The sequence below is a fragment of the Pseudomonas sp. EL_65y_Pfl2_R96 genome, assembly GCF_963970905.1.
In the GTDB taxonomy this organism is placed as follows: Bacteria; Pseudomonadota; Gammaproteobacteria; order Pseudomonadales; family Pseudomonadaceae; genus Aquipseudomonas.
Genome location: NZ_CAXAQH010000002.1, coordinates 297,509 through 312,209, shown reverse-complemented (window position 1 = coordinate 312,209; position 14,701 = coordinate 297,509). Strand labels below are relative to the sequence as shown.

At 61.5% G+C, this 14,701-nt stretch carries 15 protein-coding genes; 10 read left to right on the top strand and 5 right to left on the bottom strand.

Going from position 1 to position 14,701, the window contains the following annotated elements:
* The 7 genes from AACY49_RS04055 (at position 1) to AACY49_RS04025 (ending at position 7,464) form a co-directional block, all read left to right on the top strand.
* Positions 1–645, top strand: a complete 645-nt coding sequence (locus AACY49_RS04055) for an isochorismatase family cysteine hydrolase (RefSeq protein ID WP_258700420.1) — start codon at positions 1–3, stop codon at positions 643–645.
* Entirely contained in the window at positions 642–1,973 is a 1,332-nt protein-coding gene (locus AACY49_RS04050) for a glutamine synthetase family protein (protein WP_339521727.1), read from the top strand. The genes AACY49_RS04055 and AACY49_RS04050 overlap by 4 nt, the downstream gene beginning before the upstream one ends.
* Complete coding sequence (locus AACY49_RS04045) at positions 1,957–2,709, top strand: N-formylglutamate amidohydrolase (protein ID WP_339521725.1); 753 nt, start codon at positions 1,957–1,959, stop codon at positions 2,707–2,709. Before AACY49_RS04050 ends, AACY49_RS04045 begins: the two co-directional genes overlap by 17 nt.
* Before the next feature lie 55 nt (positions 2,710–2,764).
* Positions 2,765–4,114: an APC family permease gene (locus tag AACY49_RS04040; RefSeq protein ID WP_258700417.1), complete on the top strand. Its 1,350-nt coding sequence runs from the start codon at positions 2,765–2,767 to the stop codon at positions 4,112–4,114.
* A 119-nt stretch (positions 4,115–4,233) separates the two neighbouring features.
* Positions 4,234–5,250 carry an arginine N-succinyltransferase gene (locus AACY49_RS04035; protein WP_258700416.1) on the top strand — a complete coding sequence of 339 codons (1,017 nt, stop codon included), beginning with the start codon at positions 4,234–4,236 and terminating at the stop codon, positions 5,248–5,250.
* Between the two features lie 61 nt (positions 5,251–5,311).
* On the top strand, positions 5,312–6,346 hold the full coding sequence (astA, locus tag AACY49_RS04030) for an arginine N-succinyltransferase (RefSeq protein WP_320394369.1): 1,035 nt from the start codon (positions 5,312–5,314) through the stop codon (positions 6,344–6,346).
* A 248-nt stretch (positions 6,347–6,594) separates the two neighbouring features.
* Positions 6,595–7,464 carry an isocitrate lyase/PEP mutase family protein gene (locus AACY49_RS04025; RefSeq protein WP_339521720.1) on the top strand — a complete coding sequence of 290 codons (870 nt, stop codon included), beginning with the start codon at positions 6,595–6,597 and terminating at the stop codon, positions 7,462–7,464.
* A gap of 51 nt (positions 7,465–7,515) precedes the next feature.
* Here the strand turns inward: AACY49_RS04025 and hcnC are convergent, their stop codons facing one another.
* The 4 genes from hcnC to AACY49_RS04005 form a co-directional block, all read right to left on the bottom strand.
* Entirely contained in the window at positions 7,516–8,775 is a 1,260-nt protein-coding gene (hcnC, locus tag AACY49_RS04020) for a cyanide-forming glycine dehydrogenase subunit HcnC (RefSeq protein ID WP_320394368.1), read from the bottom strand.
* Positions 8,768–10,177: a cyanide-forming glycine dehydrogenase subunit HcnB gene (gene hcnB / locus AACY49_RS04015; RefSeq protein WP_258700412.1), complete on the bottom strand. Its 1,410-nt coding sequence runs from the start codon at positions 10,175–10,177 to the stop codon at positions 8,768–8,770. The genes hcnC and hcnB overlap by 8 nt, the downstream gene beginning before the upstream one ends.
* The gene (locus tag AACY49_RS04010) at positions 10,174–10,488 is read right to left on the bottom strand and encodes a (2Fe-2S)-binding protein (protein ID WP_320394367.1); all 315 of its coding nucleotides are present in this window, start codon (positions 10,486–10,488) and stop codon (positions 10,174–10,176) included. Before AACY49_RS04010 ends, hcnB begins: the two co-directional genes overlap by 4 nt.
* A gap of 410 nt (positions 10,489–10,898) precedes the next feature.
* Entirely contained in the window at positions 10,899–11,222 is a 324-nt protein-coding gene (locus tag AACY49_RS04005; RefSeq protein ID WP_258700719.1) for a YdcA family protein, read from the bottom strand.
* A gap of 161 nt (positions 11,223–11,383) precedes the next feature.
* On the opposite strand from AACY49_RS04005, the gene AACY49_RS04000 reads away from it, so the two are divergent.
* Both AACY49_RS04000 and AACY49_RS03995 read left to right on the top strand, forming a co-directional pair.
* Complete coding sequence (locus tag AACY49_RS04000) at positions 11,384–12,067, top strand: response regulator transcription factor (RefSeq protein ID WP_339521716.1); 684 nt, start codon at positions 11,384–11,386, stop codon at positions 12,065–12,067.
* Positions 12,045–13,439, top strand: a complete 1,395-nt coding sequence (locus tag AACY49_RS03995; protein WP_339521714.1) for a sensor histidine kinase — start codon at positions 12,045–12,047, stop codon at positions 13,437–13,439. Before AACY49_RS04000 ends, AACY49_RS03995 begins: the two co-directional genes overlap by 23 nt.
* A 139-nt stretch (positions 13,440–13,578) precedes the next feature.
* Here the strand turns inward: AACY49_RS03995 and AACY49_RS03990 are convergent, their stop codons facing one another.
* Entirely contained in the window at positions 13,579–14,085 is a 507-nt protein-coding gene (locus tag AACY49_RS03990; protein WP_339521712.1) for a DinB family protein, read from the bottom strand.
* Between the two features lie 291 nt (positions 14,086–14,376).
* Here AACY49_RS03990 and AACY49_RS03985 point away from each other — a divergent pair, with 291 nt between their 5' ends.
* Positions 14,377–14,694 carry a DUF2388 domain-containing protein gene (locus AACY49_RS03985; protein WP_339521710.1) on the top strand — a complete coding sequence of 106 codons (318 nt, stop codon included), beginning with the start codon at positions 14,377–14,379 and terminating at the stop codon, positions 14,692–14,694.
* The last annotated feature ends 7 nt before the right edge of the window (positions 14,695–14,701 follow it).

Sequence of the window (14,701 nt, the reverse complement as noted above, 5' to 3'; positions counted from 1 at the left end):
ATGTTCGCACTCCCCCACCACTCACCCCGAGACTTGCCGTTTACCGCCGACCACACCGCGCTGTTGCTGGTGGACATGCAGCGTGCCTGGCTCGAACCGCAGTTCGACCCGCACCTCAACGCGCCGGATGCCGACTACTTTCTGACCCGCGCCCACATGCAGGTAGTGCCCAATCAACGCAGGCTGCTCAGTGCCTTTCGCGGCGCCCGGCAAAACGTGTTGCACACGCTCATCGAAAGCCTCACCGCCGATGGCCGCGACCGCTCGCTGGATCACAAACTCTCGGACATGCACCTGCCCAAGGGCAGCCCGCAAGCGCAGATCATCGATGACCTGACGCCGCTCGAAAACGAAATCGTGCTGCCCAAGACCTCTTCCGGAGTGTTCAACTCCACCAGCATCGACTATGTGCTGCGCAACCTGGAAACCCGCCATCTGATCATCGCCGGCATCGTTACCGACCAATGCGTCGACATGGCCGTGCGCGACGCCGCCGACCGTGGCTATCTGGTGACGCTGGTCGAAGACGCCTGCGCCACCTACACCGAACAACGGCATCACGCCTGCCTGAACGCCATCAAGGGTTACTGCTGGATCACCGACACCCAGACCGTGCTCAGCCGGTTGCAGGAGATGCAGCCATGAATGAACGCCTGTCGCCGCTGCCCATGACCACGATCGTCACCACCGACCTGATCGGCGTGACACGCGGCCGCTCCTTTCCCACCGACGAACTCGATGCCTATCAAGTGGCCGGCTGCGGCTGGGTGCCGGCCAACAGCGCCCTGACCCCACAAGACATCATCGCCTCCGGCAACCCATGGGGCGCTTATGGGGATTTACGGTTGATTCCCGACTTGAGCAGTCGCGTGACCGTCAACAACGGCCCGGACGCCAATGCCCCGGCGCTGGACTTCATTCACGGCGACATTCGTAAAACCGATGGCCGCCCGTGGGGCACCTGCCCGCGTACGCTGTTGCGCAACGAAGTGGAACGTTATCGCGACGAGTTGGGCTTGCAGGTCAACGCCGCGTTCGAACACGAATTCAACCTAGACAGCGGCGCGGCGGAGCACCTGGCATTTTCCCTGCAGGCCCAGCGCCAGGGTGCCGAATTCGGCGGCTGGCTGCTCAGTGCACTGCGTGCCGGCGGTGTGGAGCCGGAAATGTTCCTGCCGGAATACGGCAAACACCAGTACGAAATCACCTGCCGCCCGGCCCTCGGCGTCGCCGCCGCCGACCGCGCGGTGAACGTGCGTGAGATCACCCGTGAGATCGCCCGGCAAATGGGCCTGGACCTGAGTTTCGCCCCCAAGACGTCCGAGCATGCCGTGTGCAATGGCGTGCATCTGCACATGAGCCTGCAGGACCTGGCCGGCCAACCGGTGATGTATGACGCCGGCACCACCAACGGCCTGTCGACCCTCGGCCAGCATTGGGCCGCCGGTGTTCTGCATTACTTGCCGGCGCTCTGCGCCTTTACCGCGCCGACACCGGTTTCCTACGAACGCTTGCGGCCCCATCACTGGAGCGCCTCCTACGCCTGCCTCGGCCAACGCAACCGCGAAGCGGCGCTGCGGATCTGCCCGACGGTGAGCCTGGGCGACAAAGCCGTGGCGGCGCAATACAACCTGGAATTTCGCGCCATGGACGCCACGGCCTCGCCGCACCTGGCCATGGCCGTGTTGCTGATCGCCGGGCGCCTGGGTATCGAGCAGCGCCTGGCCTTGAACGCGATCACCGATGAAATCCCTGACTCGCTGAACGAAGAGCAACGCCAGGCCCGCGGGATCGTCGCCCTGCCCGCTTCCTTGTCCCAGGCCCTGGATTGCCTGCGCCACAGCGAAGCGTTGATCGAAGCCCTGCCAAGCGCCTTGCTGGACACTTACTTCGCCCTGAAAACCGAGGAACTGACGCTGACGGAAAAGCTCTCGTCCGCCAACCTCTGCGAGCACTATGCGCGCCTGTACTGAATCCGCCGAACGGGGCCTCTACACCCAGCCTGCGTACACCCTGAGCCGGGAAGCCTCCGTGCACCCGCTGATTCTGGTGTGTGAACACGCCAGTCGTTTTATCCCGGCCGAGTTAAATGACCTGGGCCTGAGCGATGAGGCCGCCCGCGAACACATCGCCTGGGACATCGGCGCCCTGGCGTTGGCCGAGCGTTTGGCCGAAGCACTGGGCGCGACCCTGTTGGCGGCCAATTATTCACGGCTGCTGGTCGACCTCAACCGCCCGCGCCATGCGCCGGACAGCATTCCGTTGCAGAGTGAGATTTATCAGGTGCCGGGCAATCGGAATCTGGACGAGGCCACCCGCGAGTACCGCCGGCACTGCCTGTTCAAGCCGTTTCATGCACGCCTGCAAACCTTGATCGACGCCCGTGTGGCGCACGGTCGGCCGGTACGAGTGGTGGGGATTCACAGTTTCACGCCAATTTATTTCGGCCAGCCACGGCCGATGGAAGTCGGCGTGTTGTACGGGCAGGCCAGGGAGTACGCCCAGCGAGTGATCGAGGGGCTGAGTCAACATCCATTGAAAGTCGTCGGTAATCAGCCGTACAAAGTCGATCCGCGGGGTGACATGACCGTGCCGGTTCACGGTGACGCCCGAGGATTGGACTCGGTGCTGATCGAGGTGCGCAACGATCTGCTGCGCACGCCCGAAGACGTCGGTCGCTGGACCGGCTATCTGGCACCGCTGCTATAGAAACAGCTTCAAACTTGCAGCGTGCAGCTGCTTTCATATCAAGGAGAAGGGCTTCATGGAAATTGAAGAATTCGGTTACAAGCAAGAGTTGAAACGTAGCCTGTCGCTGACGGACCTGGTGGTGTACGGGATGATCTTCATGATCCCCATCGCGCCGTTCGGTGTTTATGGCTACGTCAACGCCGAAGCACCGGGGATGGTGCCGCTGGCCTACATCATCGGCATGGTGGCGATGCTGTTCACGGCCCTCAGTTACGGCAGCATGGCCCGGGCCTTTCCGATTGCGGGCTCCGTGTACTCCTACGCACAACGCGGCCTCAACCCCCATGTCGGGTTTATCGCCGGCTGGCTGATGCTGCTCGACTACCTGCTGATTCCGCCGCTGCTCTACGTGTACGCGGCGATGGCGCTGAATCACCTCTACCCGGACATCCCGAAAGTCGGCTTCATCCTGGCCTTTCTGGTCAGCGCCACTTTCGTCAACCTGCGGGGCATCACCTTCACCGCGCGGATGAACATCGTTTTTCTACTGGCGCAACTGGTGGTACTGGGGATCTTCCTGTTCTATGCCTGGAATGCCCTGCACAGCGGCGGCGGCAACGGTCAACTGACCCTGGCGCCGCTGTACAACCCCGAGACGTTCAACTTCGCCTTGCTGATGCAAGCGGTGTCGATCGCGGTGCTGTCGTTCCTCGGTTTCGATGCGATTTCCACCCTCGCCGAAGAGATCAAGGGCGATCCCGGCCGCAGCGTCGGCAAGGCTGCGCTGATCACGCTACTGGTGATGGGCGTGATTTTCGTCGTGCAGACCTGGATTGCCACCGACCTGGCCGCCGGCCTGGGCTTCAAGTCCGCCGACACCGCGTTCTATGAAATCGCCGAAATCGCCGCTGGCAGCTGGCTGGCAACCCTGACCGCCGTGGCCACCGCGCTGGCCTGGGGCGTGGCGGTCGCTATCACCTCGCAAGCGGCGGTTTCGCGTCTGCTGTTCGGCATGGCCCGGGACGGCAAACTGCCGAAAGTGCTGGCCAAAGTGCACCCGACACACAACACGCCGTACTTGAGCATTTATCTGGTGGCGGTGCTGTCGCTGGTGATCTGCTACCTGTTCATCAATTCGGTGGACACCCTCACCTCTCTGGTGAACTTCGGCGCCCTGAGCGGCTTCATGCTGCTGCACCTGACCGTGATCAATTACTACTGGCGTCGGCAGAAGTCCGGCCAGGTGATCCGTCACCTGGTCTGCCCGGTCATCGGCTTCATCATCGTCGCAGCCATCATGTACAACATGGGCGTCGATGCACAGAAACTCGGCCTGATCTGGATTGCCCTGGGCCTGGTCTATCTGTTCTTCCTCAACAGACAGGGTGCCAGTACGGTACTGCCCGACCCAAGCAACGGCTGACAAGAAAAAGAGCAACGTCTGACATGAATTCAGGCGACTGCCGATTTAATGCGTGGAAACCGACAGTGATAGTCAGGTTCGGTGCAAGCCGCCGAACCCTTTGATACAGGAGTATGTCCATGCTGGTCTTACGTCCAGTCGAGTTAGCCGACCTGCCCCAGTTGCAACAACTGGCGCGTGACAGCCTGGTGGGGGTCACGTCCTTGCCGGACGACACCGAACACCTGCGCGAGAAAATTCTTGGCTCCTGCGCGTCATTCGAAAAAGACGTCCAGAGTCACGGCCCGGAGAACTATTTCTTCGTGCTGGAAAACCTGACGACCCGCCGTCTGACGGGTTGCTCGGAAATCCTCGCCACCGCAGGTTTCAGCGAGCCGTTCTACAGTTTGCGCAACCGCCATTTCACCAGCGCCTCACGGGAGCTGAACATCGAGCATGGGGTGCCGGCGTTGTCGTTGTGTCACGACCTCAGCGGCCATTCATTGCTGTGCAGTTTCCATATCGACCCGGCGCTGGAACGCACGCCATTTTCCGAGTTGCTGTCCCGGGCGCGGCTGCTGTTCATCGCCGCCCACAAGACGCGCTTTGCCGAAGCGGTGATTACCGAGATCGTGGGCTACAGCGACGAACAAGGGCAGTCGCCGTTCTGGGATGCGCTGGGCAAGCATTTCTTCGACCTGCCGTACGTCGAGGCCCAGCGGCTTTGCGGCCTGCAGAGCCTGGCATTCCTTGCCGAACTGATGCCGCAATACCCGATCTACGTGCCGATGCTGCCGCCGGCTGCGCAAGATTGCATCGGTCGAATCCACCCCGATGGCCAGGAGGCCTTCGACATTCTGGAACGCGAAGGCTTCGAGACCGGCAGCTACATCGACCTGTTCGACGGCGGCCCGACACTGTATGCCCGCACCTCAAGCATTCGCTCCATCGCCCAGAGCCATATCGGTACGGCGCAAACGGGCTCAGCCATCGATGCCCGCGGCAGTTATCTGGTGAGCAATGATTCGTTGAAGGACTACCGCGCCATCGTCGCCGAGCTGGACTACCACGCCGGGCAACCCGTGACCTTGAGCGCCGAGATGTGCGCGGCCCTGAACGTGACCGACGCCGCTGAGATCCGGTTGATCGCCCTGTGAGCCGCCATCGGCCCCGTGCCCAACGACAGCGCCCGAACAGGCGCGAAGAAGGAGCTGCATCATGATTGTCCGCCCGGTTCGAGTCACCGACCTGCCCGCCTTGCTGGATTTGGTGCAACGGGCCGGCCCCGGGTTCACCACCCTGCCGGCCAACGAAGAACGCCTGGCCCATCGAGTCCGCTGGACCCAGCGGACCTTCGCCGAACAGGTCGAGCGCGCGGATGCCGACTACCTGTTTGTACTCGAAGACGACGATCAGCAAGTGGTCGGCGTCAGTGCGCTCCTGGGGGCTGTCGGCCTGCGGGAGCCCTGGTACAACTATCGGGTCGGGCTGACGGTCAGCTCGTCACCAGACCTGGGCATTCAGCGCCAGATCCCCACCTTGTTCCTGAACAACGAAATGACCGGGCAATCGGAAATCTGCTCGTTGTTTCTGCGACACGATCAACGTCACGGCAGTAACGGTCGACTGCTGTCGTTGGGGCGCCTGCTGTTCGTCGCCGAATTTCCCCACCTGTTCGGTGACAAGCTCATTGCCGAACTGCGCGGCAGCGCCGACGAACAGGGCTGTTCACCGTTCTGGGACAGCTTGGGCCGACACTTTTTCAAGATGGATTTCAGCCATGCCGATCACCTGTCGGGGCTGGGCAGCAAAGCCTTCATCGCCGAACTGATGCCGCGCCAGCCGCTCTACACCTGCCTGCTCACCGAACAGGCCCAGGCGGTGATCGGCAAACCTCACCCGAACACCGAACCTGCGCTGAAGATCCTCGCCGCCGAGGGGTTTGCCCATAAGGGTTACATCGACATCTTCGACGCAGGCCCGGTGATCGAAGCCCCGGTATCGAGAATCCGCACCGTGCGTGACAGCCAACCGCTGGTATTGACCATCGGCACGCCCGATGATCAGGCTCCGGTATGGCTGATCCACAACCGCCGCCTCGAGAGTTGCCGCATCACCGCCGCCCGTGCCCGGCAAGTGGGCAACAACCTGATCGTCGACCGGCTCACCGCCAAGCGCCTGCAACTGCAACCCGGCAACTCGGTGCGCGCGGTGCCGCTGCTCAACCAGCAGCAACAGGCGGTGGCGGCGTGATCGGAAAAGATCGCAGCCTTCGCCAGCTCCTGCATTGGGATGTCGTTCATTCTTCGAGACAACACCCACCCACATTGGATCGTTGAACACCCTGTAGGCGCTGGCGAAGCCTGCGATCTTTTGATCTTGCGTCCACCTCGCCTGCAAATTCGTCATCATTCTTTACCCGCCCGCGTGATAGCCTTTTGTTCCTTCGGCGTTGACACCTTTGCTCAAGCCCTTCCATTCCTTTGTATGGTGGAACTCATATGTCCAGGCTGTCTCATCAAGATTTACGCCGTAATTTCCGCCAACTGTTGGCTTCCGACACCTGCTATCACACGGCGTCGGTCTTCGATCCCATGTCGGCACGCATCGCCGCCGACCTGGGTTTTGAAGTGGGGATCCTCGGTGGTTCGGTCGCGTCGTTGCAGGTATTGGGCGCCCCCGACTTTGCCTTGATCAGCCTCAGCGAGTTCGCCGAACAGGCCACCCGCATCGGTCGAGTGGCGCAATTGCCGGTCATCGCCGATGCCGACCACGGCTACGGCAACGCGCTCAACGTCATGCGCACCATTGTCGAGCTCGAACGCGCCGGTGTAGCCGCCCTGACCATCGAAGACACCCTGCTGCCGGCGCAATTCGGCCGCAAGTCCACCGATCTGATCACGGTTGCCGAAGGTGTCGGCAAGATTCGCGCGGCACTGGAAGCCCGCGTCGATTCGGAAATGGCGATCATCGCCCGCACCAACGCGGGGATCTTGCCGATCCAGGAAATCATCAGCCGCACCCGGCATTACCAGCAGGCCGGGGCCGACGGAATTTGCATGGTGGGCGTGCAGGATTTCGACCAACTGGAGCAGATCGCCGAGCACCTGAGCGTGCCACTGATGCTGGTCACCTACGGCAACCCGCTGTTGCGTGACGACAAACGCCTGGCCGAATCGGGCGTACGCGTCACGATCGACGGCCATGGCGCCTATTTCGCCGCCATCAAAGCCACTTACGACAGCCTGCGCGAACAACGCCAGATTTTCACCCAGGCCTGCGACCTGAACGCGACCGAACTGACTCATACCTATACAAAGCCGGAAGACTACATTCTTTGGGCCAAAGAGTTCATGAGCGTTAAAGAGTGACCGCGCCAGTGCCCTCACCACAGCGCTCGCGCGTCTGTGGTGAGGTTGAGGTCAGGCCATTTGCATTTCCGTCAGTCCGATCTGCGGCGCCACTTCAAACCGATCCGCCAGAAACGGTGTGATATCCAGTGGCAACGGCTCGTTATTCACCAGTTTGTCCAGCAACACGCCGGTAATCGCCGAAGTCAGGATGCCGGTGCGGAAATGTCCGCAGGCATTCAGGTAACCCTCTACCCCTTTCATCGGCCCGAGAATCGGCAGCTCGTCCGGCGAGCCAGGACGCAACCCCGCCCAGCAACGTTTCAAATTGATGTCGGCGAGTGCTGGAATGCAGCGCACCGCGCCTTGCACCAGGCCGCTGATTTCCGGGTAGGTGGTGGTCACGTCGAACCCCTTGTCTTCGGTGGTGCTGCCAATCAGGACTTCGCCGTTGTCTTTCTGCGCCACATAACAATCGCTGGTGGTCAGGCAACCGCGCAGGATTTTCGGCATGCGCTCGGTCAGCAGGATCTGGCCTTTCACCGGTTTCACCGGAATGCGAATCCCGCTGGCCTGCTCGCTGAGGTCGGCGGCCCACGCGCCGGCGGCGTTGATCAACGTGTCGCAATGGAACACTCCGGCCTCGGCGGTCTGCACACCGCTGACCCGCGCGCCGTGGTGCAGCACGCCGGTGACGTTGGTGTTGAAATACACATCCACGCCATTTTGCCGAGCACCTTCGGTGTAGGCATCGGCCAGGCGGAACGGACTGACCTGATGGTCGCAGACAAACTCCAGCGCCCCCCTCGCCTCATGGCTGACACTCGGCTCGGCTTCGCGCAGCGCCGTTTGATCGAGCCAGCGCACTTGATCCGCCAGGTGCGGAATACAAGCGACGATGTGCTCGGCGTAGAGCCGGTCTTCATCGTCGTAGATCACGAATTTCAATCCGGTCTTCTCGAACTTGAAATCCATCCCGTGGTTTTCCTGCAACTCCCGGTGTAAATCCGGGTACATCGCGTTGGACTGCAAGGCGAAATCAAAGAACGACTGCGGCAGGATGTGCGGCGTGCTGGAATCCACCGCCACTGCCGCGCCCTGGGCTTCGCGCTTGCGATTGGCCGACATCATGCGGAAGAAGATCACCCCGCACCCCAGGCCCACCGATTCACCTATCGCCCACAAGCCGCCGGCCGAAGCGCGAGTCGCGTTGCCGGGACGCTTGGCGTCGATCAGCGCGACTTTCAAGTGTTTGCGCTTGGACAATTGATAGGCGCAGGACGCCCCGATCACACCGCCGCCAGCGATGACCACGTCGTAGAACTTACTCATGACTTGCGGCCTCCGTGCCGACAGACTGGAACGCTGAAAAAGGAATCGGGTCGACGGGAAACCGCGGTCGCAACCAGCCCACGTCTTGCCGCCCGGTGGCTTCGCGCAAACGATCGGAGCAATACCCGACACACATGCGCCCCTGACAATCGCCCATGCTCACACGGGTGCGCATTTTCAGGCTGGCCAGATCTTGCACGCCCTGCTCCAGCGCCCGATCGATGTCGGCACGAGTCGCGTGCTCACAGCGGCAGATCACCGTGTCGGCGGCCGGCAAAGCGGTCTGCCCGGCGCCCCGTTCGGTGTAGCGGTCGACGGCGGCGCGAAAACGCACGATGGATTTGAGTTTCGACAGGTAACGGTCACGCCGGACCCGCGCCAGTTCCGCGTCCATCACATCCCGTTGCAGCAGGATCGACACGGCCGCAATCCTTCCCGCGAGCATGGCCGCCTCCCCACCGCGAATCCCGCCCATGTCACCGGCCAGATGCACGTGGGGCTCGCTGCTTTGCTGCCAGACATTGGCACTGGCCCGCAGATAGCCGTCATCGCTGAAGCCGTGGTTCAGGCCCATTTGCTGGCTGAGTTGGGTGCGTGGGATGAAGCCGTAGCCGACCGCCAGAGTTTGCGCGGCCACTCGTACGGCGCGGCTCAGGTCTGGCTCCCAGGTACTGGAGTACGGCGCAACGGTCACTGAATTCAACTCACCCTCGCCCTGTGCCTCGACCACACCCCAGCCATAGTGCATGGGGATGCCGTGCAGTTTCAGGTACGCGAGCATGCTCAAGCCATCGAGAAACAGCTGCGGCTTGTTCAACAGCGCGAGGCTTTCCCGAGCGATCTTGCCGAACGCGCACGCCTCGTAAACCCCGGCGACGCTCACCCCCGACGCGTGCAGCTGGCAGGCCACCAGCGGCAACAACGGGCCGGTGCCCGCGATCACTACCGGCCCCTGGGGTTTAACGACGCCGCTCTTGATCTGCAGCTGCAAACCACCCAGTAGAATCACGCCGGGCAAGGTCCAGCCGGGGAATGGCACGCTGCGTTCGTGGCAACCGGCCGCCAACAGCAGCTGCGGATACTCGACCTCTTGCAAACGCTCATCGGCATCCAGCAGCACCAGTGCGCGAGTGCCTTCGGCACCGACCACGCGATGGTTCAAGCGCACATCGATCAGGCTCGACTGATCCTGGAACTCCCCATGCAGTTTGGCCAGCGCTTCTGAATAGCGCGGCCCCAGATAGTCGAGCTGAACGTTATCGCGCAAGGGGCCGCGATAGACCACCCCACCGAGCCGCGAAGCTTCTTCAAGCAAGGTGCTGCGCACACCGTGCCGGGCCAGTTCAATGGCCGCGGCCATACCCGCCGGCCCGCCGCCGACGATCACCGGACGCAGGCTCATGACACCTCCTGCCCGGCGATACGGTTGACCCGGGTTTCGACGCTCATGCCCTCACGCACGATCGTCTGGCAGGCGCGACGTTTGTGCCGACCATTGACTTTCACCAGGCAGCATTGGCACACACCCATGCCGCAATAGGCACCACTGATTTGATCGTGATCGTTACGGGCCACCTGGCGAATGCCCAGTGATTGAATGACCGTCAGGACGGTTTCGCCGATGGCGGCGCTGACGGTTTGGCCATTGATGCGCACAGTCAGATCCGCCTGCATCAGCGGCTGGATATCGAAGGTTCTGTCTAAGCGTTGCATTGCGAAGTTCATCCTTGAAAAGTTCAGGTAAGGGTTGCCAGCTCCATGCTGCACTTACACCTTGCCGGCCAACCGGATAGCGCAACCGTTGCGCGCCAGAGCACTGTGGCCGATGCCGCAGGAGGGGCCTGGAACTTTTATATTAGGAAGTTTCGCCGAAGGAAATATTGATCCAGGCCAGTGAAAACGTCTGCGCCCTGACAGGTCGCTTTCGCGAGCAGGCTCGCTCCCACAGGGGTTATGGGGCAGGCACAAAGCTCCTGAACACCACGGACTAATGTGGGAGCGAGCCTGCTCGCGAAGACGGCATGGCAGGCAACATCGTCGCTTCTAGGCCCAAAAAGCAAACTGCCGCCTCTACTCGAGGTAGAAGCGGCAGCTGGGCGACCCGTTTTTTGGCTGCAAACGAACTACTTGCGCTTGTAACTCTTGTTGCCGCTGGGCGTCAGGCAATACACCCCGCCTCTTGGCCCAGTGCAAAACGTACCGGTGCCGCAGGCACAGCCATCGGTATCCTGTAACAGGGTCTGCGGTCGCGCCTGGCTTTTACTGCCAAACATCGCCGAGCAACTTTTCTTCGAGCCGCTGATGGAGCCGTCATTGCACAGGAACAGATCGCCGTCGCAACGATCGATACCGCCCTTCTTCCCTGAACACGGCGTGTTGGCAGCCCAGGCGGATGAGCCGAACATGCACAACAGCAGCAGTAACATCGGCATCCAGCCACGAACCATTAAAGTGCGCACAGTGCAGCTTCCCTTTAGAGATATGGCCGGATGATATCAACGTTCCAGCCAGGCTCACGAGGCAACATGAAAGTTAATTTAAAAAGCCACGCGTAATTCTTGGCAAAATGAGCTCCACCTCGTATTGAACCGATTATCAGGCAAGCCCTATGACCCGCATCTTGACCATCGAAGACGACGCTGTGACCGCCCGGGAAATCGTCGCCGAACTGAGTAGCCACGGCCTTGACGTGGATTGGGTCGACAATGGCCGTGAAGGCCTGGCGCGTGCGGTCAGCGGCGACTACGACCTGATCACCCTCGACCGCATGCTGCCGGAGCTCGATGGCCTGGCGATTGTCACCACCCTGCGCACCATGGGCGTGGCCACGCCGATCCTGATGATCAGCGCCCTCTCCGACGTTGATGAACGGGTTCGCGGCCTGCGCGCCGGCGGCGATGATTACCTGACCAAGCCGTTCGCCACCGATGAAATGGCCGCCCGGGTAGAAGTCTTGCTGCGCCGGCAGAACACCGTGACGGCCCAGGCCACCACATTGAGCGTGGCCGATCTGGAGCTGAACCTCATCAGCCACGAAGCCAGCCGCGACAGCCAGTTGCTGACGCTATTGCCCACCGAGTACAAGTTGCTGGAGTTTCTGATGCGCAACACCGGGCAGATTCTGTCGCGGATGATGATTTTCGAAGAAGTCTGGGGTTATCACTTCGACCCTGGCACCAACCTGATCGACGTGCACATCGGCCGTCTGCGCAAGAAGATCGACCCGCCAGGCAAAGTCCCACTGATTCGGACCGTGCGAGGCTCGGGTTATGTCATTGCTGAACCCCTCTAAAGGCTGGCGCTCCTCCAGCAGCCGCTTGCTGGCGCTTTACAGCTCGCTGTTCGTGGCCTGGAGCGGGATTCTCATGGGGGTGATGTACTACGAGGTGTCCAGCTACCTCGACACCCTGGCCAAGCATTCGCTGATGCAACGTCAGCATCTGTTTTCACGCTTCCAGGGCGAGCAACTGGTGGACGCCCTCGCCGCCAGCATGACCTTCGACATTCGCGGCATCGATGCCTATGGCCTGTTCGATGACCAGCAGCGCTACCTCAGCGGTGCCCTGCGCCAGATCCCCGAAGGCCTGCCGCTGGACGGCAAGATTCACATGCTCGGCGACTGCGCCGAGTCCGACGACCCGACCCTGCCCGCCGACAGCTGCGACGCCGTGGCGACCCGCACCCTGGACGGGCGCTGGCTGGTGCTGGTGCGGGAAAACGGTTCATTGTTTGCCGTGACCCGGATCATCCTGCACGCGCTGCTGTGGGGCGTGTCGCTGACCATTCTGCCCGGCATCGCCGGTTGGCATTTATTAAGGCGGCGCCCGCTGCGGCGGATCCGGGCGATCCAGGCCTGCGCCGAAGCCATCGTCGCCGGCGACCTGACCCGACGCCTGCCACTGTCCAATCGCCGCGACGAGCTGGACATGCTCGCCGCCATCGTCAACGCCATGCTCGAACGCATCGAGCGCTTGATGCACGAGGTCAAGGGCGTATGCGACAACATCGCCCACGACCTGCGCACGCCGCTGACGCGCCTGCGGGCCCAGCTGTACCGGATTCAGCAGCAGGCCGATGACGGATCGACGCTGGCCGTGCAACTGGATTCCGTGCTCGGCGAGGCGGATACCTTGATGGCGCGGTTTCGTGGCTTGCTGCGGATTTCCGAGCTGGAAGATCGCCAGCGTCGTTCGGGTTTCGTGCAACTGGACCCGGTGCCGTTGCTGCAAGAGCTGCATGACTTTTACCTGCCGCTGGCGGAAGAAGGTGAGTTGACCTTTGAACTGCAACTTCCCGAATCCCTGCCCCGACTGAACGGTGACCGGGCGCTGTTGTTCGAAGCCGTGGCGAATTTGCTGAGCAACTCGATCAAGTTCACGCCGCCGGGTGGCCAGGTGATTTTGCGTGGGGTGAATGACGCTGGGCACACGCGGATTGAAGTGCTCGACTCCGGTCCCGGCATTGCGCTGGCCGAGCGTGAGGCGGTGTTTCAGCGTTTCTATCGCGCCGAAGGTGGCAACCCGCAAAGCGGTTTCGGGCTGGGGCTGTCGATCGTCGCGGCGATTGTCAGCCTGCATGGGTTTACGCTGGAAGTGGGCAGCAGCGAGCTGGGTGGCGCGCAGTTGGTGCTCGATTGCCGGCAGAGCCTGATTTCTCAGGCCTGACCCAAATCTCCTGAACTGACACATAACCTGTGGGAGCGGGCTTGCCCGCGATGGCGGCCTGACAGAGAAAATTATGTCGCCTGACACTCCGCTATCGCGGGCAAGCCCGCTCCCACAGGATTTGCTTAGGCCCCAAGACTCAATACCCCGGCACCTCGCGCAGAAACACTGACAGGTCGGTGATCGGCGGCATCGCCGGAATCTCGAAGTACATCTGGATCACCCAGCCCCGGTGATAACTGGCGTGGTTAACCACGTGCAACAGCATGGCGCCGGCGCTCATGACCCCGTTTTCCCCCGACACGGAGGTGAATTCGATGGGTTCATCCAACGAGTCATCGGTCTGGGCCGAGCTCCATCCACAGAACCATTGATCGATCTCCTGTTGCGCCATTCTCAGCTCGGCAAGCTCGGTATGGAGCAGGTCATGGGAAGTTTTGAAGTCGTGCCCCCGGCCCTCCAGGTGGGCTTGCCAGATGCAGTCCACCACGTAGATGTGGTTCAAGGTACCGATCATATTGTTGAACACCGACAACCGTTTGCGGTTGAGCTCCTCCGGTGGCAGCGCCATGAGGCTGTCGAAGAGTCGCTGATCGGCCCAGCGCCTGTAATCGGCGAGCATGCGGGCAGTGCGTACGTTGATCATCAGAGGTCCCCCATGTCGATGGGCGCATTGCCAAGAATAGCCCCGTGGCGATCAGCATCGCAGCCGCCGATCACCGGAATCCTCGTTAACGGGCGATCATGACCACATCACCGTTACAAACGATCTGCGTAGCAGCTGCCGAAGGCTGCTACGGATCGCATGACGACCGAACTGACGGGTGAACGTGCCGCTGGTGCATACATGACTTCGCCAGGGAACTCCTGACCGCCACCAGGAATCCTAAAATATGTGGTAATTCTTTTACGCTTCACGCTTTCAGAGGACACCGTCATGCGCCGTCTGCTATTAGTCTCTTCACTCGTGCTCTGTTTGCCCTTTGGTTCGGCCATGGCCCGTGTGGATGCGGGCGATGTCGCCACCTCGGCCGGGGTTTCCGCATCGCTGTATTCGACGTTCAAGGATCACAAAATGGCCATTCCCGCCCGGGATGACGCCTCCAGTTTCGTCGCCAGTGGCGGTACGATCCGTGGCGTTTACCTGGAGTCGGTGTTGAAGGAAATTCGCCAAAATCATCCCGGTCTCAAGGCCAGCGACGAAGAACTGGCCAGAGCGATCCTCGTTCAGGAAGGCATTTCAGCAGGTAACTAACGTCTGC